Genomic DNA, 23714 nt, shown 5'->3' with positions numbered 1-23714 from the left:
AGGTAGATAGGGCAGAGGTGGAAGCATGGTAACATGTGCAGCTGACTGTCACTAATAGGTCGAGGGCTTAACCAGGTTGGTTTAGGTAAGAGGAAAGAACGGATGAAAGATATATAACAATGTGTGGTTTTGAGGGTATATGCCTCAAGGATTGCAGTAATGCAATATTCCTCGATAGCTCAGTCGGTAGAGCAAACGGCTGTTAACCGTTGGGTCGTAGGTTCAAGTCCTACTCGGGGAGTTCGTGATACTCAGCTAGATAGACTGTGAGGAAACGAAATTTAAGTAAGGCCCCATGGTCAAGCGGTTAAGACATCGCCCTTTCACGGCGGTAACACGAGTTCGAATCTCGTTGGGGTCACTGAATGTAAGTAGTTCAGTTTTATAATTTAATGGCGACATAGCCAAGTGGTAAGGCGTGGGTCTGCAACACCCTGATCACCAGTTCAAATCTGGTTGTCGCCTCTTCTAAGAAGTGCTTCAAATCCTTATTTTACAAGGGTTTGAAGCACTTTTTGTTTTATGTTTTTAGTATGCAGATGTATGCAAGGTATTTTGGGTAATCATTAAACAAGGTCATGGCCAAGGTACAATGTTCTAACAAGCACTGTAGGGTAGCTGTTGGAACTCCATTCTTATAAAGCAGGCAAGCCGCTGTAAAGCGGATTTTATGGCTGGTCGAGTCAATGCCAATAAGAATCAGAATAAGCCTTTAGGTGCTTGCTAAATATAATGGAGGTTAGCTGTTCACCATCTCTTATTGAGATAAATTTGCCCTCTTTCAGCAATTTGACAAATTAAGTAGAAATCTAGTTAAACAGCAGGACTAAATATATCGTTTATTGGTTTAAAACAATTCAATGTTAACTTCAATTATATATTACGCTCAGGTTATAAATTTCGTATAGGTTCTCTCATATATTATTATATTGGTTGTATTTAATTAATTTATAAATTATAATAAAAGTATTATTAATAGATAAGGGGAAACGCATGAAAAAGTTTATAGTTATATTGTCTTTCGTGTTCTCGATTTTAGGTTCAATTGTAAGTTATGCTGATGAATGGAGGCAGGACTCTAATGGCTGGCAATATGTTTACAGTGATGGTACTTTTGTAAAAAACAGTTGGCTTAATATATCTGGATCTGGTAAACGTTATCATTTTGATCAAAATGGGTATATGCAATCTGGAATCGTGAATGTGGATGGAAAGGAATACTATTTTAATGATGCGGGAGAACTTCAAAGAAATAGGTTAATACCAGATGGACGTACGTTAGATTATAACGGAGAAATAATTGATAATGTAAATGATGGAATAACGATGCTTATTACGTGGATTTCTGATGTAAAAGTTGGTAATGGTAAAGCTATTAGTGTAGGTATTACGAATTTATGTGATAAAACTATCTCTGTTAAAAATGATTGTCGAATGGTAAGCAATGGAAATGTGTATACCTTATATCTATATGATGCAAATACACATGAATTTTATGAGGAAAAAACCATCAATCCGAAAGAACAGGTTATTATGAATTTTATCGATCATAATAAATCAGAATTTTATATAGATAAAAGTAGCGTTCTTGTGTTGAGAATTGTAATTAATGACAATGAATATACATGTACTGCTGTAGGGCAAAATGAGTATGTCTTACATGCATCGTCAGAGAAACTTAAAGAACTTAATAGAGAAATAAATTAATACCCGTGCTTAAATATAGGTTGAGTATTGTTACTATCTATAATAGTATGATCCGAAGCGTAAAAATATTAAATGTATTAATTGTTTTGAGTTAGTATGGGTGAATAAAATTGAGCATTGATAAAAATGAAATGTTATAAGGGTTTCTGCCGAAAAATACGATGTTCCGGTGATCGCAAAGGGTATCGTTCCGGATTATAGCAGAAATTTTCAAACCACTGCCGGTGAGGTCAAATTGAAGATGCCAATAAAAGACGTTGCGTTTGAAACTGCCATTATTGAGCGTTATCGCTGCAGAGAATGCTCTGTGGAAGAAGCCCTCATTGAAAGGTACCTTGCGGGTGTTTCTGTCCGCCTCGTTGAAGACATTACCCAGGCGTTATGGGGAAACAAGGTTTCACCTGGAACAATAAGCAATCTAAATAAAAAAGTCTATGAACACATTGAAACGTGGAGAAGCCGCAAACTTACCGGTTCTTATCCATATGTCATTGCAGATGGTGTTTACTTAAAACGTAGCTGGAGTGGCGAAACACAAAACATCTCTATCCTTGTTGCCATTGTAGTCAACAAGGAGCATTTCTATTTTTTAAATTCTTTCAAGTCCTCTTTTGACACATTAGATAATGAGTTTTTTTTATAATTACAGGGTTTCCTTCTTTTGCTGCTTTTGTTTTCATAAGGTAAAGATTTTTTGTTTCAATTATTTTAACAAAATCAGAATATGGAATTTTAATATTGATATTGCTTATTGATATAATCAAACCTAAGCTGTTAAATCCTATTTTCTGTATACATATATTCTTTCATACTTTGCATATACCGATTAACATCGAAATTAGGCTGTGGCAATATATTATATAAGCCAATAAAGATAAAAGAATAAAAAAGATTGACACGAATATTGAAGTATGGAACTATAGCTTCAAAGAAATGATCCACAGAATGTACATAAATAACGTCGACTTCTTACTTTCTGGAACACTTTCATCATCTAGTCTAAAACACAGTCGACTTTGTTATATTGATATTATAGATTTAGTTTACGTATTAGTTTTCGTAAAGGTGTTTGCTCTAACAAAATATAGATAAGGAAGTGGTAGTATGGTAGATGGCCATATTCATATTGAACGAGGAGAATATACATATGAATGGATAAATCAATTTGTTAACAAAGCAGTTGAGAAGCAATTAGATGAAATTTGGCTTCTTGAGCATTGCTATCGGTTTGAAGAATTTGTCCCTATGTACGATTCTGTTTGTGCTTATAGCAATTATATAGATACATGGTTTCATAAAAAAGCAGGAGTACTGAAATTGGGAAATTATATGTCACTAATCAAACAAATAAGAAATATTCAATTCCCTGTTAAGATTAAGTTTGGTCTTGAGATATGCTATTTTAAAGAATTTGAAGATCTAGTTGTAGAATTAACTAAAGATAAAGATTTTGATTTTTTGCTGGGCAGTGTTCACTTTGTTGATAATTTTGCCTTTGACCATAAGGCGGAGCATTGGAATGGAATTAATGTTGATGAAATATATCATAGATATTTTGAAACATCTGTTTCACTTGCTCAAAGTGGAATATATGATGGTATAGCTCATCCTGATTCGATTAAACTTTTTGGACATAAGCCATCATATTCTCTAACGGAATATTATACCAGTTTAGCAAAAGAGCTTTTTAAAAATGATATGTACGCTGAACAAAATAGTGGAGTATATCGACGTTGTCCTAATACGGCTACCTTAGGTATGGATAAAGAAATGCTAAAGATAATGAGAAATAACAATGTCAAAATCATTACTGTATCGGATGCACATTGCCCTGAAGATGTTGGTGATAGGATACTAGAACTTAACAATTATATCTGCGATTAAACAAAAACAGAGGGAAACAGCCATGCCGTTTCCCTCCTGTGTAATTTAAGATAATTTTTCGATCCAAGCAGCAAAAGCAGCTAAAAAACCGTTTAAAAATTCTTTGGTACCTTCGTTATTTATCTCCCCATTTTCATCAATCAATGTATGAAAAGAACCAATATACGCTTCTGGCTGAGCGAGGGTTAAAACATTCAGGAAAGCCAGTACCTGTCGTAAATGATGATTTGCGCCAAAACCGCCTATGCCGCCTGGGGACTGGCTGATTACGGCACCTGGCTTGCCGCTCCAGACATTTTCACCATAAGGTCTGGAACCTATGTCAAGAGCATTTTTCAGTGCTGCAGGAATAGAGCGGTTATGCTCTGGTGTAATGAACAGTACGGCGTCTAAATTCTTTACTTCATTTCTAAATACTGTGTATTCATTTAAATCTTCACCATCATAATCCTGATTATAAAGAGGAAGTTTTCCGATATCGATGATTTTAAATGCATAACCTTCCGGCGCGTTATTTTTCACATAGTCTGCAATGCTTCCGGAAAATGAATTCTTTCTCAAACTACCATTAATAATTCCAATTGTCTTGCTCATAAAAAATACCTCCATTTCAAATTTGTTTTCTATTTATTGGTTACATACGGTAAATCTGGTACGAATAAATTGTGGATTTTCTACTTCATCCAAAATGGCAACAGCCATGGTTCCGCTTGTTACAACTGATTTGCCTTCGGAGGAGGTCAGCAGATGATCCTTCCCTAAAACAGGTACCGTCGCTTCTCCTGGGACAAATTCCGCAGATGGGGATACGCCTACCCAGTTTACATTTTCAATGCTTCTCAAGAAGTTAAGGGTTTTATATGCCTCCACAGGAATGGAAATCCAGGGTGCAACGTCAGGGGATGTCTTCAACGTGTCTAGAAACAGCTTGTTGTTTTCATCTAACAGGCTGGCTGCGCCGAGAATAAAAAACAGTCTGGGCCTTTCGGTTTCACGGAAAATATTTACCAGCTTTGCAGCCAGATCCAGGTGTAAATATGCTTTAGCGGGTGCTGTTGCAAAGGCATTTATTATGACATCAAAGCCCTCGAGTTCTGATCTTGTTAGATCAAATACATCTTTTTCAATTACTTTTACTCCGTCTCCCAGTAAAGATACTGCCTTATCCTTATGCCGGACAATTGCAGTCACTTCGTGTCCGCGTAATACACTTTCTTTGAAGAGCGCAGTGCCGGCCATACCGGTTGCACCTATTATTGCAATTTTCATAGTTACTCACATCCTTTCATTTTCTTGTTGTTCTATATGAATTCTTTTATAATGTCAGCCAGGCTAATGGCAGACAACTTTTCCTCTGTTGCTGTTTGTATGTTGTCGTATAGATGTTTTAATGTGACTTCTATCTTTGCCCCTACTGGACAGTTCGGATTGGTGTTGCTATGAATGCTGAATAAATCCTGATGGTCTTCTGTTGCAAAAAAGATATCCAGAAGTGAAATATCTTTTGCGTCTCTGGCAAGACCTGTTACACCAAGTTTCGTACTCGTTTTAATTAACTTTGCTTTTTTTAAACGGCTCATTAAACGTCTGACAAGAGCGGGATTGGTGTTGATGCTGGAAGCGATGTACTCAGACGTGACGGGCTGCCCCTCCATCAGTACAATTACACTCATGATATGAATGCTTACCGATAACTTTGTTGAATACATAAGCACCTCCTTCTGTAACTATTTTAGTTACAAATAAGAACTTTGTCAAGTACTTATTTACCTTTTTTTCTACTATGTTTATTCTGAAGGTTATTTTTACAGAATACAGAGGTCTTTTTACTTGGTAATAATTGTAACTTATTAAATTATATTATATAATAAATCTAATTAATATAAATGGAGGGAAATGTATGAAAAAGTTTATTGTTATGATGTCTTTGGTATTTACAGTATTGGGTTCCATTGTGAGCTATGCTGCCGAATGGAAGCAGGATTCCACCGGATGGCAATATGTGCTCAATGATGGTACGGTATTGAAAGACAATTGGTTTACTGACCCTCAGACGGGTGAACACTATCATTTTGATTCAAATGGGTATATGCAGACTGGAATTGTTAATGTAGAAGGAAAGGATCGCTACTTTAACGATTCAGGAGTACTTTTGGTAAATGGATTAATACCAGATGGACGTATGGCTGATCGCAACGGGGAAATTATTAATGATGTCAATGATGGAGTGACGTTTCTGGTAGTGTGGCTTTATGATACGAAAGTTGGAAATAGTAAAGTTGTCTCTGTAGGTATAAAGAATATAAGTAATAAACCGGTTACAGTCAAAAATAAATGTGATATAACTACAAATGAGAAAACCACTACGTTATCTCTTTATAATTCGGATACACATAGCTTCTATGATGAGAGGACTATTAATACCAATGAGTCGGTTAATATGAGTTTTATTAATCCTGACTTTTCAGAGTTTTACACGGATGAAAGCAGTTCTATCGTATTCCCGGTTCAGATTGATGGAAAAATGTTTTCATGTATTATCGATGAACATGTTGGGGTTATTATGCATAAATCTCAGGAGGAGCTTAATAGTGCTAATTAGTATATTGCTGGTTACTATACAATTTTAAACTGGATGATTGAGTAAAAAAGTTTCTGTAGTTAGAGTGAATATAGAAAAGCATAAGGGTTTCTCCTTCGCGAAAGCAAAGCAGAAACCCTTATGTTTTTTCTGTAATTTGTATTTTTTCTCACTCTATAAGGGAATAGACTCTTATAATGCGTTATTTTAAATTTAAAATTTCCGTGTTAATATTAAGATAATAAGTCCAGGGGGTATGGTATATGAAGCTAATGATTGCAGAGCTTAGAAAAAATAAAGGAGTAAGTCAACAAGAATTGGCAACTGTTATGGGTGTGGCACATCAGACTGTAAGTAAATGGGAGACCAATGTGACGTTTCCTGATATAACGCTGTTACCTCAGTTAGCGAACTACTTTGATGTATCAGTCGATGAGTTGCTGGGTTTAAAGCCATTACCGTCACGAACTTATATTCCTTGTGAAGTGGGGACTAAGAATTACTGGAGTGAACGCCTGAAATATTTGAAAAACACGCGGAATTTTCTCTGGAATAAGGACTACTTGCAATTTTTAATTGAAAAGGTTTGGAAAATTAATGCCCCGATTGATATTTTGGATTGTGGGTGCGGTTATGGTTTTTTAGGAACGATGCTTATGCCACTTATGCCGAAAGGCAGTACTTATACAGGTATTGATCACAGTGAGAACCTTATCAACGAAGGGAGAGGGATTCTTAACACTGATGAGTATGCTGTTCAATTTGTATGTGAAGATGTGTTAACCTATGAGTCTGGAATAAAATATGATTTTGTCATTTCCCAGGCAGTATTAAGACACATTGATAATTCTACTTTATTTCTTAATAAGATGATATCTTTCACAAAAGTTGGAGGCCTCGTTGTATGTGCAGAGATAAACAGAGAATTGGAAAATGTGGGTCTTTATATTCATGGCATGGATTATGATTTTCTGTGCCAATACCCAGGTTTTAGAGATATGTGGAATACACAGTTAAAACGCCAGGGGAGAGATTATTCTGTCGCTCTGAAAATTCCTGAAATGATGAGGGATTCAGGACTAAGGGATATAGATATTAGAATGAGTGATAAGGTAAATTTCATTTCGCCAGAACATGCTGATTATGCTGAAGAGGTGGCAGCATTTATCGATGCTCATGAGCTTTGTGAGTATAAAACTGGTGAACAGCAAGCTCTGGTCGTTGAACGGTTAATGAATCATGGAATGGATAGAAAAGACGCAGAATACTATTGCTATAAACAAAATAAAATCACTGAATTTATCTGCCGCAATCAAAAATCGCTAACTTTTACTCAGTTTTATGGGTTGCATTTTTCCTATGGTATAAAATAATGATTGTTCAGGTTTGAAAATGTATTGCTATATCACAGGAAACCTTTCTTTCTTTGTTTTTTTAATTTAATTTTCCTGGCAGTTTTACATTTCTTTATTATAAAATTCTTCCAATCATCATTGGGGAGATTTTTCAGTGAGTCTTTTGTAACAATTACAGGAATATATGTTTTTGCTTTTATAAGATATAGATTTTTAGTTTCAATAACCTCAACAATGTTGGAATAAGGAATGTTAATACATTTTCCCATATCAGTAAAGGTTAAATTAATGTGGTTTTCGGAAAAGTTAATCCGATATATTGTATTTTCGATATGCATATATCGCTTCATTACTCTCATATATTGATTAACCATAGCAGACACGCTATGTAGATATACCATATATAAAATAAGAGCTAAAAATAGAAAAAAGAAGGACATGATTGGAGAGGCGTTGATAGTTTCATAGATTGATTGGCATAAAAAAACAATAATTATGATTGTAATTAGAGGGCGAATAAAAGGAGGGATAAGATATTTGCCTGCTTCTTTCAGGGCTTCTTTATTAGAAACGCCTACTGCTTCGATCGAATCATTCATTTTTAATCTCCTCATTGTATATGATACAATCTAATTTTATTGTTTTTTTCCATTATATAAACCAACCATTCGTATTTTTCTTCGCTATTAAATAAAGTTTTATATATAGGAAGACACATACTTTCCTGGGTGAATAATGCAATATAATTTTTTGACTCGGCTATCCGATTGATATTTGAATAATTAATATCAAAGCCATTTTCTTCATTTTCTTGGGTTATAGTGATACAATCATTACGAAAGTGCAAATTATAATTAAAACTGGTTTGTTCAGGGCTAATACTTCTGAGAAATTTCTTAATAAATATTTCTCTGCAGATTATTTTTTCGATATATATAAATAACGCCCCTATCAAAAATAGAATTGTTAGAGACTGAATCCTTAATAGAAGAAAGAGAAAAGACAATAATCCAGATATAATCATTGTAATATTAATAAAGCGTGTAAGTGAAGGTGGAAATAAGTACTTTTTCATACTTTTAAGGATTTCTTTGCTAATAGATCCACTTAAAACAAAATCTGACCCCATACTTTCTCCTTTCATTATGCAATTACTTTATAATATATTCTGTGCTACAATAATCATAGCATTGGTTTTATTAGTAAGCAATCTTATATTTATTATAAGGTTAGAATAAGTTCTTTAATAAAATGGGGTGGCAACCAACAGTTTAAGTAATTTAGCGGAAGAATGGCTATACTATAAAATAATGATATGCGTAGAGGCCTTGTTTTAAGTGGGATTGTATAAAATAGATATGTAGGATGGAGGAAGTATAATGAGCGAATACACAAGTGAAGAACTAACAGAAGCACTTCGGGCCATAAATTCCATAATAAGCAAATGCGAAAAAGCACAGGAAAAATTTCCAGAGGGGAATACTCATCATACACTTCTTAAAAATCGTTTAAAGGCGATGTATATTTCAAAAGTATTGATTACGGATGCTATCTCAAGAAATAATAATTAAGCAGATTTTAATCACAGTTTACCATGTGAAATGGAATATGTGAGATAATAGTATGAAAGAACTTAGATTAGTTAAGGGTTTCTCCACCGCGAAAGCAAAGCAGAAACTCTTTTTTTATTGCTCAGACTTTGAAAAACAAGTATTTTAGTTAAGAATTGAAACAATTTAAAACAAGATAAAATAATAAAAAATCTATTGACACAACCACTAGGTATCTGTATAATTTAAATAATTTTATAGGCAAATTGCCATAAATTAAGACGAAACAATAAAAGTAATACAAAAGGAGAGGAAATATGAAAAAAAGTGTATTAGCATTGGGTACCGCTGCGTGTCTGGTAATTGGAGCTCTTTCTGGTTGTGCATTTACCGGAAGCACCGGTGGAACAACTGCTGGTGAGTCTTCCCAGAGTGCAGGTGCAAGTGAATCTGTTTCTGACAAAACTACGGCTCCGGCAGCAGGTAATCAGGTACTTAGCGTTTATGCAAATGCAGAAATCAAGACTCTGGTACAATGGGCAGCTTCTGACAGCCAGTCCTCCATGGTAAATAACAACGCATTTGAGGGTCTGCTTCGCCTGGATGAGAAAAATGAGGCCCAGCCTGCACTTGCAGAAAGTTATGATGTTTCAGATGATAAGCTTACATACACCTTCCATTTAAGAGATGGTTTGCAGTGGAGCGACGGAACTCCTTTAACTGCCAGTGATTTCGTGTTCTCATGGTTAAAGCAGATGAGCGCAGATGCGACTAACGGCTACAGCTTTATTATGACAGATTACATTGTGAATGGTACTGAATACAATGAGGGGAAAGTTAGTGCGGAGGAAGTCGGTGTAAAAGCGGTTGACGACAAGACATTCCAGGTGACCATTAAAGCGCCTACTCCTTATTTTGCACGTTTAACCGTGCTCTGCCAGTTCTTCCCGTTAAATGAGGCATATGTTACCTCAAAGGGTGATCAATATGGTTTAAGTGCGGATAACATGATCTACTGCGGACCTTATACAATTACCAGTTACGATCCGGCGGTTGGTGCTACCCTTAAAAAGAATGACAAGTACTGGGATGCAGCAAACGTTAAAATTGAAAATGCACAGGTAAGAGTTATGAAAGATGCTTCGGCAGCTTTAAATGCTTATCTGGCTAATGAGCTGAGCCAGGTGGCACTGGATTCTTCCAATGTGGCGGCTTATCAGAATAATCCGGAGTTCAAATCGGAAAGCGAGTTCAGAACCGAATATCTGCAGTTTTCTTTAAGCAATCCGGTTATGAAAAACAAAAACATTCGTAAGGCAGTTTCTGCAGCAATTGACCGTGATACTCTGGTTAAGGTGATCCTTGCAGATGGTTCTTCCTCCAGCAACGGTCTTGTAGCAGAAGGTATGTATGGAGACGGAAGTAAGACCTTCCGTGAGCTTAACGGGAATTTATGTCCGTTTAATGCAGAAGAAGCGAAAAAGTATTGGGAAGAGGGATGTAAGGAGTTGGGTGAGACTCCGAAACTGTCACTTCTGGTGCGTGATGATTCTGTGACAAAAGCAGTTGCGACTTACATTCAGAGTGAGTTAAATAAGAATTTAGGTATTGATATTACAATTGATACAAAGACGGTTCAGGCAAGAAATGAATTAATGGATAACGATAATTATATGTTCGCTTCCACTGCATGGGGCGCTGACTATGATGATGCCATGACCTACCTTGATTTATGGACCAATGGTACTCCTTACCGCGGTTCTTATCAGAACGAGAATTACAATAAGCTGATCAACGATGCAAGAGTTGAGACTGATGATGCGAAGCGTCTGAATATGCTGCTGCAGGCGGAGAAACTTCTGGTTGATGAAGATGTGATTGTTGCTCCTTTGTATCACAGAGGATCTGCGACACTGACCAAATCAAATGTGAAAGGACTGGTTAACCATCCCTTCGGACCAGATGTAGAATTTAAGTACGCTTACTTTGAATAATCCGCGGCGGGCAGAGGTTTGCCCTGGCAGCTAGAATGCGGGAAATGAGAGGAGCCGCCCCTTCTTTTTCAATATTGGAGAAGGACGGCTCTTTTTGGAATCTTATGAAAATAGGAATGCAAAGGAGGATACGGCATGATAAAATATATCTGCAAGCGTCTGATTTATCTGGTGCTGACATTATGGGTCATTGTAACGGCGACATTTTTTCTGATGAAAAAGCTTCCCGGCTCTCCTTTTGATGCGGAACGTTTTAATATGATGTCTGCGCAGCAGCAGCATGTTATTTTAGAACAGTATGGATTAAACGAGTCTCTGCCAAAGCAGTATGTAAAGTATATGGGAAATATTCTTCATGGGGATTTCGGAACTTCTTTTACCTATACGGGACAAAAGGTGTCCACTGTAATAGGAGGAAGAATTGGTCCGTCGGCATTGATTGGAATTCAGGCGGTATTGATCGGTTTGGCACTTGGGCTTGTGCTGGGAATTATTGCGGCGTGGAAACACAACAGCGGAATTGACTACTTTACCATGATTGTGGCTGTGCTGGGAGTTTCTGTTCCCAATTTTGTGGCAGCGGCTTTGCTTCAGTATTATGTGGCTTTAAAATGGGGGATTCTTCCGGTTGGCTTCTGGACGGACTGGAGATGTTCCGTTCTCCCTTCTGTTGCCCTGTCCTTTTCTGCAACAGCCATGGTTGCCCGGTTTATCAGGACGGAGATGTTGGAAGTACTGGAACAGGATTATATTATTACTGCAAAGGCAAAGGGTCTGAGCCCTATGAAAGTACTGATGCGGCATGCTGTGAGAAACTCCATCATTCCTGTGGTAACGATTCTTGGACCGATTGTTGTCAATCTTCTGACTGGATCTCTGGCAGTAGAAAATATCTATACCATTCCGGGGATCGGCAGCTTATTTGTGGACAGCATTAAGGCCAATGATTATTCAACTATTATGGGAATTACTATTTTTTACAGCGCTTTCTACATTTTTGTGGTACTGATCGTTGACATCGCGTATTCCCTGATTGATCCAAGAATACGCCTGGCAGCAGGAAAGGAGGCGTGAGTATGGATGAGTTATTTGTAAGGGTTCACGTGGATGAATCCGAAAAGGAACATATCGCCCACCCCAATTTAACCGCATTTCAGGAAGGGTGGCTTCGCTTGAAAAAAAATAAAGCGGCGGTTGCCAGCTTGTTTACCTTAATAGCGATTGGGCTTTTGGCATTACTGGCGCCGGTGTTTTCCGCTTATTCTTATAAAGAAACGAATTATGATATTATTTACCAGATTCCATCCGCTGCACATCTGTTTGGAACAGATCAGTTCGGGCGGGATTTGTGGGTCAGAACCTGGATGGGAACCCGTATATCGTTGCTGATTGCATTTGTGGCTGCATTTTTGGATCTGACGGTTGGAGTGGTTTATGGAGCGGTTTCTGCTCTAATCGGCGGGAAAGTGGATGCAGTTATGCAGAGGTTCATTGAAATACTGGTGGGGATTCCCCATCTGATTATTGTGATTCTTTTGATGATGATTATGCCGGCTGGCATTTGGACCATTGTGGTGGCTCTTTCCATTACCGGATGGGTGAATATGGCACGTCTGGTCCGGGCGGAGATTTTGAAGCTGAAAAACCAGGAGTTTGTGCTGGCAGCCCGTGTTTTGGGGACAAGTACTTCCAGGATTATATGGAAACATCTGATACCCAATACGGTTGGGGTAATTGTGATTAATGCCATGTTCACCATTCCTTCTGCCATATTTACAGAGGCGTTTTTAAGCTTTATTGGTATTGGTATGCAGGAGCCAAAAGCCTCTCTTGGTGTTTTGATCAATAACGGATACCAGGTGCTACGTAATTTTCCCCATGTACTGATCTTCCCTGCCATCGTGATTGTGCTTATTATGGTATGTTTCAGTATTCTTGGTGATGGTCTGCGTGATGCACTGGACCCCAGAATGAGAAAGTAGGTGAATCGTCAGTGAGCAGATTATTAGAAGTGAATCAGTTACGGGTACAGATAGAGACACAGCACGGTACGGTTCAGGCGGTCCGGGGGGTCAGTTTTCATCTGGATGAGCAGGAGACTCTTGCCATTGTAGGGGAATCTGGTTCCGGAAAATCTATTTCCGTAAAAAGTATTATGGGACTGCTTCCTAAAAATGGTAAGATTGTTGAAGGAAGTATTCTCCTGGAAGGAAAGGATCTTGCCAAGTACAGTGAACGGCAGATGCAGTCAGTTAGAGGATCGGATATTTCCATGATATTTCAGGATCCTATGACCTCTTTAAATCCGACTATGACCATTGGAAAGCAGATTGTTGAGGTATTAAAAGAACACCGGAGGGATATGACAAAGGCACAGATGAAGGAGCGTGCTCTTGAACTCATCTCTCTGGTTGGTATTTCCAATCCGGAAGCCAGGTTTGATCAGTATCCACATCAGCTTTCGGGAGGAATGAGACAAAGGGTTGTGATTGCAGTGGCTCTGGCTTGTGATCCCAGGATTTTAATTGCCGATGAACCTACTACAGCCCTGGATGTGACGATTCAGGCTCAGATACTGGACCTGATGAGAGATTTGCAGAAAAAAATCAAAACTTCCATTATTATTATCACTCACAATTTAGGCGTAGTGGCTAATATAGCAGACCGTGTGGCTGTTATGTATGGAGGACAGCTGGTGGAAACCGCTGATGTGAGAGATTTATTTTATGAAACCGCTCACCCGTACACGAAAGGGCTTCTGGCTTCTATACCAAAGGCTTCAGAAAAGGGGAGTGAGCTGACGGCAATTCCGGGAACACCTCCGGATTTGATGGAACCGCCAAAAGGCTGTCCATTTGCAGCCAGATGTACAAAGACCATGGAGGTATGCAGGCAGTATCCTCCTGAGGATATGCTTTGTGGTGAAAACCATCATGTGCGCTGCTGGCTGCTTGATGAGCGGGCGAAGGCTCTCAGGGAATAGGAGGAAATCAGAATGTCGGCGGATAAGAAACCTTTATTAGAAGTAAAACATTTGAAAAAGTATTTTCATGTGGGAAAAAACCAGACCTTAAAAGCGGTGAGAGATATCAGCCTGGATATTTATAAAGGAGAGACACTGGGGCTGGTGGGCGAGAGCGGATGCGGAAAGTCTACGTTTGGACGGACGGTGATCCAGCTGTATGAGCCCACGGAAGGAACGGTGGTTTATGATGGGCAGGTAATTAATAACAGCCTGTCACAGGCGGATCGTCATACATTTACAAGGAAAATGCAGATGATTTTTCAGGATCCTTATGCTTCCTTAAATCCACGTATGAAGGTCATGGATATTATTGCAGAGGGAATGGATGCGCACGGAATCTTTAAGGGACAGGAACGGAAAAAGAAGGTGATTGAGCTTTTGGAAACAGTAGGACTTTCTGAAGAGCATGCAAACCGTTTCCCTCATGAATTTTCTGGCGGACAGCGGCAGAGAGTTGGGATCGCCAGGGCCCTGGCTGTTGATCCGGAGTTTATAATCTGTGATGAGCCCATATCTGCTCTTGATGTTTCCATTCAGGCTCAGGTAATTAATCTGCTGAAGGAGCTGCAGAAGAAGAGAAACCTTACGTATCTCTTTATTGCTCATGATCTTTCCATGGTGAAGCACATCAGTGACCGGATTGGCGTTATGTATCTGGGAAGTATGGTGGAACTGGCGGACAGCGAAACTTTGTTTGATGATCCGGTTCACCCTTATACACAGGCATTGCTTTCTGCAATTCCAATCCCTGATCCGGATGTGGAGAAGAACAGGAACAGAATTATGCTGGAAGGAAGTCTTCCTGATCCCATCCGTTTGACGCAGGGATGTCTCTTTGCCGGACGATGCCCTTATGCGGAAGAACTCTGCAGCAAAAACACACCGGAGATGAAAGAAGTAAGACCGGGACATTTTGCAGCCTGTCATAGAGTGAAATAACAGGATGGCAATGAAAAATAGATTGTTAGGAGAAAATGATGAAAGACTATATCTTGGAGGTCTGTGTGGATTCTGTGGAGTCTGCAATAGCGGCAGTACGGGGAGGAGCCCAAAGACTGGAGCTCTGTGCGAATCTGGTGATTGGAGGAACTACTCCTGGAGTTAGCCAGTTTAAGCAAATACGCAAAGCCTGTGATATTCCCATAAATGTACTGGTTAGGCCCCGGTATGGCGACTTTTTGTATACAGATTATGAGTTCCAGATGATTACTGAGGATGCCCGGATGTTTCGGGAGCTTGGTGCAGATGGTATCGTGGCAGGCTTTTTAAAAGCGGATGGAAATCTTGATGTGGAACGGTTGAAGGTGCTGAAAGAAAAGGTGGGGAACGGCAGTATGACTCTTCACCGTGCTTTCGATGTATGCCGTGATCCATATAAAAGCCTTGAGGAAGCCATAGATGCGGGAGCAGATACCATACTGACCTCAGGGCAGCAGAATACCTGCTTTGAGGGAAGAGAGCTTTTGGGAGAACTGATCCGTAAGGCGGAAGGCAGAATTGATATTATGGCTGGCAGCGGGGTGAATGTGAGTACAATGGCCTGTCTTATGGATGAGATAGGCGCCAGGATTTTTCATATGTCAGGTAAGGAAATCGTGGACAGCGGAATGATTTACCGGAAAGAGAATGTAAGCATGGGAATTCCGGGAATCGGAGAATACGATATCTTCCGCACACGGGAGGAAGAGATACGCCAGGCGAAAAAATTAATGGAGGAAAAAGCATGTTTACGGAAGAACGTTTAGACAGGATATTACAGATTCTTCAGACAGAAGGCATGGTGAAGGTAAAGGATTTAAGCGCCCTTTTTCAGGTGACAGAGGATTGTATACGTAAAGATTTAAAAAGCCTGGAAAATGCCGGTAAGCTGAAACGAACCTATGGGGGAGCTTTATTGTCCCAGGATTATCCATTGAAACGGGATGTAATTGACAGAAGGGATACGAATATTGAGAAAAAGATGTTAATTGCTCAAAAAGCGTTTGATCTTATAAGCGGAAATGAAACCGTTTTTCTGGATATTTCAACTACCAATATTATGGTTGCGGAACTGCTTGCCAAGTCCCATAAGCGGGTAACTGTAGTGACAAATATGATTGACATAATGCAGACTCTGGCAGTAAACCCCAGTATTGTTGCCATCGGAACCGGTGGGATTATGTACCATACGGTAAATGGGTTTATGGGGGCAGCTGCCATTGAGATCATTAAGCAGTATAGTTTCGACCGGGCATTTATCGGGACCTGTGGCCTGGATCTTACGGATAATTCCATTACCACTCTTGGGGTAGAGGATGGGCTCACAAAGAGAGCTGCCATTGCCAGTAGCAGGCATAAGTATCTGGTAATGGAAAAGGATAAATTTTATTTTAATGATTCTTATAAATTTGCCCATTTTGATGACATCGATGGGATTATTACTGATTCAAATCCAGATGAAGCGACGTGCAAACGGCTTTATTCAGCCGGGGTCACCATCCTTTAATGGTTTGACGAAGGCTTTATGGAAGATTACAATGAGATGAATACGCGGAGGAAAATTTGTAATGTTTTCAGAACATTTGCAGAAGTATGCCCAGGAAAAATATGAACTCAGACTTCCCTATTTAAAAGATTTAAAAGAGGAAGTTGAGAAAGCCATGGAAGGCTGTAGTTTTGAAGAACAGGTGCTCATGAAATTTTTGTATGGTACCATGCCGCTTAGGGATGCCGGAGAATATGATTTTAACGTATTCCTGGGATTTGTAAGGCACTCTCTTATGGTTTATGAGCAGATGGAATGGTGCCAGGAGATTCCGGAAGATATCTTTTTACATCATATATTGTATTACCGTGTTAATACGGAAAACATTGAAGACTGCCGAAAGTTTTTTTATGATAAGTTAATTGACCGGGTTAAAGGACTTTCTGTAAAAGATGCAGTTCTGGAAATCAATTACTGGTGTGCAGAAAATGGAACTTATGAGTCTTCCGATAACAGGACCATTTCTCCGGTGACCGTTTATAAATCAGGAAAAGGCAGATGTGGGGAAGAGTCCACCTTTGCGGTTTCAGCTTTCCGGAGTGTGGGAATACCGGCGAGACAGGTATATACACCCAGATGGGCTCATTGTGATGATAATCATGCATGGGTTGAGGTGTTCGTGGATGGAAAATGGCATTTTCTGGGGGCATGTGAACCGGAAGAAGTACTGGATAAGGGCTGGTTTACCAATGCATCTTCCAGGGCATTGCTGGTGCACACCAGAACCTTTTCTGATTATTCTGGTGATTCGGTGAAGGAGTGTCTGGGACAGGAGGATTTGCTGGTTTATTATAATGAAACGGCCACCTATGCCCGGACTAAACTTTATGAAATACAGGTGCTTGATGAGAAGAGCAATCCTGTAGAAAACGCTTCGGTTTCGATTGAAATACTTAATATGGCGGAATATTGCAGCGTGGCTTCCCTGCTGACGGACAATCAGGGTAAGGTGACAATTACCATTGGTCTGGGCGATGTACATGTCTGGGCAGGTAAAGGAAAACTTAGCTGCGAAGCATGGATTTCAATAGAAGATGAGGATCGTACAGTGCTGTATCTGAGGGATGAGAACAGAAAATCCTCTCAGGAAGTCTGGATTGATACAGATGTCAGAGCTCCCAAGGATTATCCGATACATACGTTTAAACTTACCAGAGAGCAAAAAGAAAGAAACAGAGACAGGATTAACAAGGCGAATCAGGTGAGGGAAGAAAGGATTGCAGGATACTTTAGGGAGGACAGCTTTGCAAGTCCTGAGCAGGACCATATTTTAAGATTATCAGCGGGTAATTTTGATGAAATTAACAGGTTTATGAATCAGGATAATAACCCGGACCGGGAAGTTATGCTGGAGAGTCTGACTATTAAGGATTATAAGGATGCCAGTGCGGAGATCCTGGAAAGTCATTTAATTGGAGCGGCTCCCTACCGTAAGACCTGGGAAGATAACAATAAACTGGATGTTTATGCAAAGTATATACTCTGTCCCAGAATATTGCTGGAAGAGATGACGGACTACCGGGGATTTATAGATGGATTCTTTGGTGAGAGTCAAAAGGAAGAATTCCGAAGCAATCCAAGGGCTGTTTGGCGGTACGTGAAGCAAAATATAGGTTTTGAGTCCAGGCTTGATTACAAGACTATTACTTCCACGCCAGTTGGAAGCCTTAAGCTTTTACAGGGTAATCCACTTAGCCAGAAAATATTATTTGTGGCGATCTGCCGCACTTTGGGCATTCCTGCAAGGATTAATTCTGTGAATCTGGAAGCGGAGATATATGAAAACGATGGTTTTGTATCTGTGACTGGAGAGGAAGAAGGAGTAAAGTCACAGATTAGAGAGATTGGAAAACTGTTATTGCACGCAGATATGGATATTGTACCGGTTTATTATCAGACGTGGACCATTGGTATGAAAAAAGATGGACAGTTTGTAACTTTGGATTATACTGGGTTAAAGTTTCATGAAGGCTTTTTGAGTCTCGATTTAGTACCTGGAGAATACCGCCTTATTACTTCCGTCCGCCTTCCAAGCGGAAATCAAAATGCCAGTGAATATTTATTTGAGATAAAAACAGATAAAGTAAAGTCAGTTACCATGCGTCTTCGGACTGGAAGTATGGAAGATATGCTGGTTGACTATGTAATCAATGATTTTGAAGTAGTCATGAGTGATAATATGAGCGGACGTACAGTTTGCGCATCGGAACTTATGGCTGAAAGGGCCAATATACTGGCTGTCTTATCTGAGGGGCAGGAACCCACCGAGCACGTTCTTAACGAAATGCTGGAGCAGAAGGATTCCCTAAATGCTCTGGATGCACAAATTATTTTTCTGCTGCAGAGCGAAGCTTCTTTAAAAAATTTAACGGTGCAAAAGGTTCTCAAGGCAATTCCCGGAATCAAGGTGGGTACCTTTAACTTTGATGAGGGGGTAGAGCCATTGGCTCGTAAAATGTATGTGGACCCTGAAAAGCTTCCGCTTTTAATTGTCACGAATCCGGGGCTGAATGCAATTTATGCATGCAGTGGTTATAATGTGGGGAGTGTGGCACTGATGGAGAAGCTTCTGTGCTTAAGTAAATAATACCTGTTTATAAAAAAGAGGACCGTCCTGAAGGATGGTTCTTTTTTATTGCCGAAAAAAAGCATAACCGGCATTAATCTGGTTAAGGCTTTACTAAAAAGTTACCACAATTGAGGGCATAAGTTCTTTTACACCGGTTAAATAAAGGATGATATTATCATTACAAACAAAAGAACAGGAGGCAGGAAAGTGAAGATAGTAGGAATAACAGCATGTATTGCAGGAATTGCTCATACTTACATTGCAAAAGAGAAGCTGGAGGGTGCAGCCAGGGAAATGGGGGATGAAATTAAGATAGAAACACAGGGATCTATCGGAATTGAAAATGCACTTACACCTGAGGACATTGCCGAAGCAGATGTAGTTATCATTGCTGCAGATATTGGGATTACCAAAGACCGTTTTAAGGGGAAACCGGTGATTGAGATTCCCATCAGTCTTGTTATGAAATCCGCGAAAGGTGTAATAAAGAAAACACACGAAAAATTAGAGAAATAAGTGCAAAAGGAGAGGGTAAGAAAATGAATAGTAAAAAGAATAATATTCAGCGTCATGTTATGACGGGTATATCCTACATGATACCATTTGTTGTTGCAGGCGGTTTGCTGTGTGCACTGGCTAAGGCTTTGGGAGGATATGATATTGGAAATGCGGTAGAGGCAGGGGCGACCCCTTTTAGTAATTTAAACCCGTTTACGTGGCTGGGATTCTGGTGGGGCGTAAATAAGATCGGTACATTTGCAATGGATTTCGCTGTTGCAGTCATGACGGCAGGTGTTGCGTATTCGATTTCAGGACGTCCCGGAATTATGCCTGGTCTGGTTATCGGTTATTGTTCGTCACAGTCCAAGGCAGGCTTTCTGGGCGGATTATTGATGTCCTTTATTATTGGCTCCTTTATTAACTGGATGAAAAAGTGGAGGGTTCCAAAATGGAGCCAGGGCCTTATGCCGGTAATGCTGATTCCTCTTATTTCAACTCTGGTGTGCGGCATGATATTCCTTTGTGTATTCTCAATTCCAATGTCGTTCCTGATGACAAAATTCCAGGCATGGATTATCACATTAAATGGTGGAGCAAAGGGCATAATTGGTGGTGTTATTGGATTCTGTATGGGATTTGACCTGGGTGGTCCTGTGAATAAAACAGCCTCTATGGCAGCAAATGCATTGCTGGCAGACAAGATTATGGGGCCGGCAGCAGCAAAAATCATTGGTGGTATGACACCGCCAATCGGGGCATTTATCTCTACGCTCATTGCAAAGAAAAAGTTTAGTGCAGATCAGCGGGAAGCAGGAAAAGCGGCATTTCCAATGGGATTATGTTTTATTACAGAAGGTGTTTTGCCATTTGCAGCATCAGACCCTCTGCGTTTTATACCGGCATCCGTAATTGGTTCCGCTGTTGCCGGAGCAATTGCCGTAGGATTTGGTTGCGAAAGCCCAGCAGCAGCAGGCGGAATCTTTGTCGTTCCCATGATGAAGAATCCTCTTGTGTTTATCATAGCTCTTATTATAGGTTCTGTACTTACCGGTGTAATTTACGCATTCATTAAGAAACCTTTGGATGAACAGGATACGAGCATAAAAGAAGATGAAGATTTCGATTTTAATATCGAAATACAATAGACGTAAAAGTAAAATGGAGGAATAAGTATTATGTTAACTTCAATGAAAACAATTCTGGATCATGCCCATAAACATCATTATGCGGTAATGGCCATGAACAGTATCAATATGGAGATGGTGAGAGGTGCGATTACAGCAGCCCAGGAAGCCTATTCCCCCATGATTATCCAGTTTGGATGCGGACAGATGAAAAATCATGCGCATGCGGAGGAAATGCTTCCCATGATCAGGGAGCTTGCAGAGAGGGTATCGGTTCCGATTGCATTAAATCTTGATCATGCCACGGATTATCAGATTATTGCAGACTGTATCAACCGGGGATTCACCAATATCATGTTTGATGGTTCGTCCTTATCTTATGAAGATAATATTGAAAGAACCGCAGTGGTGGTGGCAATGGCACATGCAGTGGGCTGTTCCGTAGAGGGAGAATTGGGACATGTTGGTATGGCAGTGGATTCTGATGACACCAATCTGGACCTTTATACGAATCCCCATCAGGCACAGGATTTTGTAAATAGAACTGGTGTTGACGCACTGGCCGTTGCGGTGGGGACCGCCCATGGGGACTACCCTAAAGGTAAGATTCCAAAACTTGACTTTGACCGGTTAAAATTATTAAAGGAAACTGTTGATGTACCCCTGGTACTTCACGGAGGGTCCGGTTCTGGAGAAGAAAATTTAAAAAAGGCCATTGAATGCGGCATTAATAAGGTAAATGTAGCTACTGACGCATTTTCCGCAGGCAAAAAGGCAATGATGGCGGCTCTTGAACGTGAGCCTGATATGGACTATATGCATATGTGTATGGAAGCGGAAAAAGGAATAAAAGAATTTGTAATGCATTATATGGAGATTCTTGGTTCTGCAAACCGATATAAGTTCTTAGATGCCATTGCAACGGGAAATGAATAAATAAAATGGAGAATAAATGAGTAACGCAGGTGAGAAGGCATACTTAAATAAAATACTGAAAGCTCTTTTGGACAATGAAAATATCCCCGTTTCCAGACTGGCTGATCTGCTTGGAGTCTCGGTAAAAACTGCCAGAACCAGGGTGGACCAGGTGGATGAATGGCTGCAGCAAAGGGAACTGGGGCATATAGAGAAGAAACCGGGGCTGGGTGTTTGTCTGTATACTACAAGGCGTACGGAGCTGCTTGCAATGGGGTATTCTCAGAGTACGGAAATAACTGAGGATATGTCAAGGAACAATCAGATGATTGGAATGCTTTTAAAGTATGCCATGGATAAGCCGGTTACTCTGTGGCAGCTGGCAGAACGCCTGTATATGAGTGCGCCTACGGTGTCTGTTCTTGTAAAGTCTGTGGAGGGCTGGTTTCAAAAATATAATATAAAGATTGTGACTGTGCGGGGCAGAGGGATCATGCTTCAGGGTGATGAAAAAACCTACAGGCAGGCCATGGTAAACTATATGGTTTATATTATGCCGGAAATTACGGATGCCCTATTTGAGACTTATGCAGCCGGGGTGAATTATGCAAGGGTAAAGAGTATTATTGTGGATATGGAAAATGCATGGAGAATACAGTTCGCTGAGAATTCATTCCGGACTGCCTGGATTATGGTGTGCCTGTCCATCAAGAGAGCTTCCCACCCTCTGAAACAAGACAAGAGTGAGACGGATGACAGCTTAAGGGATTTTACAGAATATCTGTTTGCTAAATCAATCTATGATAAGGTGAAGTCTGAGTTTTCCATTCAGGGAATGGATGAGGATACTCTGCTGCTTACCTCCATGCTGCTGTCTGCCAGAAAGATTGGAAATGACGGTACAGAAAATATGCGCACAAACCCCAGCTATTTCAATCAGCTGCTGCAGCAGTTTGTGGGAGAAGTGATCAGCACAATTGCCAATGTTTTAAATGATGATTTATCCGAAGATAAAGTGTTGTATAATGGATTGCTCATGCATATGCGTTCTGCTATTTTCAGAATGAAGTATGGTGAGGAGCATCCCGATAATATCAGTAAATTCGTGAAAATAGAGTACAAACAGGTGTATCTGGCAACATGGTCAACAAGCTCTCTTTTTGAATCGTATTACGGGGTGCAGATCACCGAGGATGAAATATCAAACATTGCGCTGTATATACAGTCAGCTCTTGTCCGGAAAACCATACCCATGAAAGCACTATTGGTCAGCAATTCAGGTATGGGGCCTTCCCAGCTTATGATTGATCTGATAAAAAAGAATATTCCTGAGATTATTTTCGTAAAAGCAATCAGTGAACATGACTTTAAGCCGTTTATGTGTGACCGCTATGATGTGGTTTTTACAAATATAAATTTAAAACACAGTCATGACAGAATGATAAGCATTGGACAGGCTCCCACGGATAAAGACATATTTTCTATCAGGGAAGCCGTGACCCGAATTCGTAACAGTAAAGGAAATATGCGTTTTCGGGCTTCCGGCATCTGCCATCAGCTGTTTCGCGCAGGTTATATGCTGGTTCACCCTGCTGTTAAAAATAAAGATGAACTCCTTCGGCTTATGGTGAACCAGCTGCTGGAATCTGGTGATGTATCTGAGGATTATTTAAAAAATGTAATGGACAGGGAGAAAGCAACAACAACTGCTGTTGGGGGAGGCGTAGCAATTCCACACGGTAATAACCAGGCAGTCAATGAATCCAGAGTAGTAGTGGCAGTCTTGGATAAGCCCATCGGGTGGCATGAGGATATGGTAGATGTGGTATTTCTTCTGGCACTTAAAATGGATACGGATCTGCAAAAGGCATGTACTCAGCAGTTTTACAAGGATTTTATTTCCCTGACTGAAAATGATGAGTTTATGAAACAGATACGTCAGGTGAAGACTGGACTGGATTTATACCAGTACTTTATTAAGTAGA

General features: G+C 40.0%; 23 protein-coding genes, 3 tRNA genes and 1 pseudogene. 21 read left to right on the top strand and 6 right to left on the bottom strand.

Going from position 1 to position 23714, the window contains the following annotated elements; all coding sequences use genetic code 11:
• Positions 1-168: 168 nt before the first annotated feature.
• From BXY41_RS16410 to BXY41_RS16390, 5 genes and pseudogenes are all read left to right on the top strand, one after another.
• Positions 169-241: transfer RNA gene (locus BXY41_RS16410), tRNA-Asn, on the top strand.
• A gap of 48 nt (positions 242-289) precedes the next feature.
• A tRNA-Glu gene (locus BXY41_RS16405) sits at positions 290-361 on the top strand.
• 33 nt (positions 362-394) lie between these two features.
• A tRNA-Cys gene (locus BXY41_RS16400) sits at positions 395-465 on the top strand.
• Positions 466-993: 528 nt separating this feature from the next.
• Entirely contained in the window at positions 994-1707 is a 714-nt protein-coding gene (locus BXY41_RS16395) for a hypothetical protein (RefSeq protein WP_104437933.1), read from the top strand.
• A 171-nt stretch (positions 1708-1878) separates the two neighbouring features.
• Positions 1879-2290 (top strand): annotated as a pseudogene (locus BXY41_RS16390) (transposase); the annotation flags it as partial.
• Positions 2291-2306: 16 nt separating this feature from the next.
• Here BXY41_RS16390 and BXY41_RS27505 read toward each other — a convergent pair.
• Positions 2307-2471 (bottom strand): YcxB family protein, encoded by a 165-nt coding sequence (locus BXY41_RS27505; protein WP_170072421.1) that lies wholly within the window; start codon positions 2469-2471, stop codon positions 2307-2309.
• Between the two features lie 340 nt (positions 2472-2811).
• Between BXY41_RS27505 and BXY41_RS16385 the strand changes: the two genes are divergently transcribed.
• Positions 2812-3591 carry a PHP domain-containing protein gene (locus BXY41_RS16385; protein WP_104437932.1) on the top strand — a complete coding sequence of 260 codons (780 nt, stop codon included), beginning with the start codon at positions 2812-2814 and terminating at the stop codon, positions 3589-3591.
• Between the two features lie 45 nt (positions 3592-3636).
• On the opposite strand, the gene BXY41_RS16380 is transcribed toward BXY41_RS16385, so the two are convergent.
• From BXY41_RS16380 to BXY41_RS16370, 3 genes are read right to left on the bottom strand one after another with little or no spacing between them, the layout of a single operon-like run.
• A complete protein-coding gene (locus BXY41_RS16380; RefSeq protein ID WP_104437931.1) occupies positions 3637-4185 on the bottom strand; it encodes an NADPH-dependent FMN reductase in 549 nt (182 codons plus the stop codon).
• Between the two features lie 33 nt (positions 4186-4218).
• Positions 4219-4860 (bottom strand): NAD(P)-dependent oxidoreductase, encoded by a 642-nt coding sequence (locus BXY41_RS16375; protein ID WP_104437930.1) that lies wholly within the window; start codon positions 4858-4860, stop codon positions 4219-4221.
• Positions 4861-4892: 32 nt separating this feature from the next.
• A complete protein-coding gene (locus BXY41_RS16370; RefSeq protein WP_104437929.1) occupies positions 4893-5300 on the bottom strand; it encodes an Rrf2 family transcriptional regulator in 408 nt (135 codons plus the stop codon).
• 191 nt (positions 5301-5491) lie between these two features.
• Here BXY41_RS16370 and BXY41_RS16365 point away from each other — a divergent pair, with 191 nt between their 5' ends.
• The gene (locus BXY41_RS16365) at positions 5492-6193 is read left to right on the top strand and encodes a hypothetical protein (protein WP_104437928.1); all 702 of its coding nucleotides are present in this window, start codon (positions 5492-5494) and stop codon (positions 6191-6193) included.
• 242 nt (positions 6194-6435) lie between these two features.
• Positions 6436-7545 carry a class I SAM-dependent methyltransferase gene (locus tag BXY41_RS16360; protein ID WP_104437927.1) on the top strand — a complete coding sequence of 370 codons (1110 nt, stop codon included), beginning with the start codon at positions 6436-6438 and terminating at the stop codon, positions 7543-7545.
• A gap of 32 nt (positions 7546-7577) precedes the next feature.
• Here BXY41_RS16360 and BXY41_RS16355 read toward each other — a convergent pair whose 3' ends face one another.
• Entirely contained in the window at positions 7578-8126 is a 549-nt protein-coding gene (locus BXY41_RS16355; protein ID WP_104437926.1) for a hypothetical protein, read from the bottom strand.
• Between the two features lie 11 nt (positions 8127-8137).
• A complete protein-coding gene (locus tag BXY41_RS16350; RefSeq protein WP_104437925.1) occupies positions 8138-8656 on the bottom strand; it encodes a YcxB family protein in 519 nt (172 codons plus the stop codon).
• Positions 8657-8906: 250 nt separating this feature from the next.
• On the opposite strand from BXY41_RS16350, the gene BXY41_RS16345 reads away from it, so the two are divergent.
• The 13 genes from BXY41_RS16345 to BXY41_RS16285 all read left to right on the top strand — a co-directional run bounded on the left by BXY41_RS16345 (position 8907) and on the right by BXY41_RS16285 (position 23713).
• On the top strand, positions 8907-9098 hold the full coding sequence (locus BXY41_RS16345) for a hypothetical protein (RefSeq protein WP_104437924.1): 192 nt from the start codon (positions 8907-8909) through the stop codon (positions 9096-9098).
• Between the two features lie 296 nt (positions 9099-9394).
• A complete protein-coding gene (locus BXY41_RS16340) occupies positions 9395-11071 on the top strand; it encodes a peptide ABC transporter substrate-binding protein (protein WP_104437923.1) in 1677 nt (558 codons plus the stop codon).
• 135 nt (positions 11072-11206) lie between these two features.
• A complete protein-coding gene (locus BXY41_RS16335) occupies positions 11207-12145 on the top strand; it encodes an ABC transporter permease (protein ID WP_104437922.1) in 939 nt (312 codons plus the stop codon).
• Positions 12146-12147: 2 nt separating this feature from the next.
• Positions 12148-13053 (top strand): ABC transporter permease, encoded by a 906-nt coding sequence (locus BXY41_RS16330; protein ID WP_104437921.1) that lies wholly within the window; start codon positions 12148-12150, stop codon positions 13051-13053.
• A gap of 11 nt (positions 13054-13064) precedes the next feature.
• Positions 13065-14054 carry an ABC transporter ATP-binding protein gene (locus tag BXY41_RS16325; protein WP_104437920.1) on the top strand — a complete coding sequence of 330 codons (990 nt, stop codon included), beginning with the start codon at positions 13065-13067 and terminating at the stop codon, positions 14052-14054.
• Positions 14055-14066: 12 nt separating this feature from the next.
• Positions 14067-15035: an ABC transporter ATP-binding protein gene (locus BXY41_RS16320; RefSeq protein ID WP_104437919.1), complete on the top strand. Its 969-nt coding sequence runs from the start codon at positions 14067-14069 to the stop codon at positions 15033-15035.
• Positions 15036-15073: 38 nt separating this feature from the next.
• On the top strand, positions 15074-15841 hold the full coding sequence (locus BXY41_RS16315) for a copper homeostasis protein CutC (RefSeq protein ID WP_104437918.1): 768 nt from the start codon (positions 15074-15076) through the stop codon (positions 15839-15841).
• Entirely contained in the window at positions 15820-16581 is a 762-nt protein-coding gene (locus tag BXY41_RS16310) for a DeoR/GlpR family DNA-binding transcription regulator (protein ID WP_104437917.1), read from the top strand. Before BXY41_RS16315 ends, BXY41_RS16310 begins: the two co-directional genes overlap by 22 nt.
• 61 nt (positions 16582-16642) lie before the next feature.
• Positions 16643-19207: a transglutaminase-like domain-containing protein gene (locus tag BXY41_RS16305; protein ID WP_104437916.1), complete on the top strand. Its 2565-nt coding sequence runs from the start codon at positions 16643-16645 to the stop codon at positions 19205-19207.
• A 189-nt stretch (positions 19208-19396) separates the two neighbouring features.
• Positions 19397-19705, top strand: coding sequence for a PTS fructose transporter subunit IIB (locus tag BXY41_RS16300; protein ID WP_104437915.1), 309 nt, complete (start codon positions 19397-19399; stop codon positions 19703-19705).
• A 23-nt stretch (positions 19706-19728) separates the two neighbouring features.
• Positions 19729-20835 carry a PTS fructose transporter subunit IIC gene (locus BXY41_RS16295; RefSeq protein WP_104437914.1) on the top strand — a complete coding sequence of 369 codons (1107 nt, stop codon included), beginning with the start codon at positions 19729-19731 and terminating at the stop codon, positions 20833-20835.
• Between the two features lie 30 nt (positions 20836-20865).
• Complete coding sequence (locus BXY41_RS16290) at positions 20866-21750, top strand: class II fructose-bisphosphate aldolase (RefSeq protein WP_104437913.1); 885 nt, start codon at positions 20866-20868, stop codon at positions 21748-21750.
• 16 nt (positions 21751-21766) lie between these two features.
• Positions 21767-23713 (top strand): BglG family transcription antiterminator, encoded by a 1947-nt coding sequence (locus tag BXY41_RS16285; RefSeq protein ID WP_104437912.1) that lies wholly within the window; start codon positions 21767-21769, stop codon positions 23711-23713.
• Position 23714 lies beyond the last annotated feature (1 nt).

Origin of the sequence: Lacrimispora xylanisolvens, from assembly GCF_002934545.1 — a bacterium.
GTDB classification, from domain to species: domain Bacteria; phylum Bacillota; class Clostridia; order Lachnospirales; family Lachnospiraceae; genus Lacrimispora; species Lacrimispora xylanisolvens.
This window is presented reverse-complemented; position numbering and strand designations above follow the sequence as displayed.

Coding starts and splice junctions, on each gene's coding strand:
- BXY41_RS16395 (WP_104437933.1), top strand. CDS start 994: ATGAAAAAGTTTATAGTTATATTGTCTTTCGTGTTCTCGATTTTAGGT.
- BXY41_RS16385 (WP_104437932.1), top strand. CDS start 2,812: ATGGTAGATGGCCATATTCATATTGAACGAGGAGAATATACATATGAA.
- BXY41_RS16380 (WP_104437931.1), bottom strand. CDS start 4,185: ATGAGCAAGACAATTGGAATTATTAATGGTAGTTTGAGAAAGAATTCA.
- BXY41_RS16375 (WP_104437930.1), bottom strand. CDS start 4,860: ATGAAAATTGCAATAATAGGTGCAACCGGTATGGCCGGCACTGCGCTC.
- BXY41_RS16370 (WP_104437929.1), bottom strand. CDS start 5,300: ATGTATTCAACAAAGTTATCGGTAAGCATTCATATCATGAGTGTAATT.
- BXY41_RS16365 (WP_104437928.1), top strand. CDS start 5,492: ATGAAAAAGTTTATTGTTATGATGTCTTTGGTATTTACAGTATTGGGT.
- BXY41_RS16360 (WP_104437927.1), top strand. CDS start 6,436: ATGAAGCTAATGATTGCAGAGCTTAGAAAAAATAAAGGAGTAAGTCAA.
- BXY41_RS16355 (WP_104437926.1), bottom strand. CDS start 8,126: ATGAATGATTCGATCGAAGCAGTAGGCGTTTCTAATAAAGAAGCCCTG.
- BXY41_RS16350 (WP_104437925.1), bottom strand. CDS start 8,656: ATGGGGTCAGATTTTGTTTTAAGTGGATCTATTAGCAAAGAAATCCTT.
- BXY41_RS16345 (WP_104437924.1), top strand. CDS start 8,907: ATGAGCGAATACACAAGTGAAGAACTAACAGAAGCACTTCGGGCCATA.
- BXY41_RS16340 (WP_104437923.1), top strand. CDS start 9,395: ATGAAAAAAAGTGTATTAGCATTGGGTACCGCTGCGTGTCTGGTAATT.
- BXY41_RS16335 (WP_104437922.1), top strand. CDS start 11,207: ATGATAAAATATATCTGCAAGCGTCTGATTTATCTGGTGCTGACATTA.
- BXY41_RS16330 (WP_104437921.1), top strand. CDS start 12,148: ATGGATGAGTTATTTGTAAGGGTTCACGTGGATGAATCCGAAAAGGAA.
- BXY41_RS16320 (WP_104437919.1), top strand. CDS start 14,067: ATGTCGGCGGATAAGAAACCTTTATTAGAAGTAAAACATTTGAAAAAG.
- BXY41_RS16315 (WP_104437918.1), top strand. CDS start 15,074: ATGAAAGACTATATCTTGGAGGTCTGTGTGGATTCTGTGGAGTCTGCA.
- BXY41_RS16310 (WP_104437917.1), top strand. CDS start 15,820: ATGTTTACGGAAGAACGTTTAGACAGGATATTACAGATTCTTCAGACA.
- BXY41_RS16305 (WP_104437916.1), top strand. CDS start 16,643: ATGTTTTCAGAACATTTGCAGAAGTATGCCCAGGAAAAATATGAACTC.
- BXY41_RS16295 (WP_104437914.1), top strand. CDS start 19,729: ATGAATAGTAAAAAGAATAATATTCAGCGTCATGTTATGACGGGTATA.
- BXY41_RS16290 (WP_104437913.1), top strand. CDS start 20,866: ATGTTAACTTCAATGAAAACAATTCTGGATCATGCCCATAAACATCAT.
- BXY41_RS16285 (WP_104437912.1), top strand. CDS start 21,767: ATGAGTAACGCAGGTGAGAAGGCATACTTAAATAAAATACTGAAAGCT.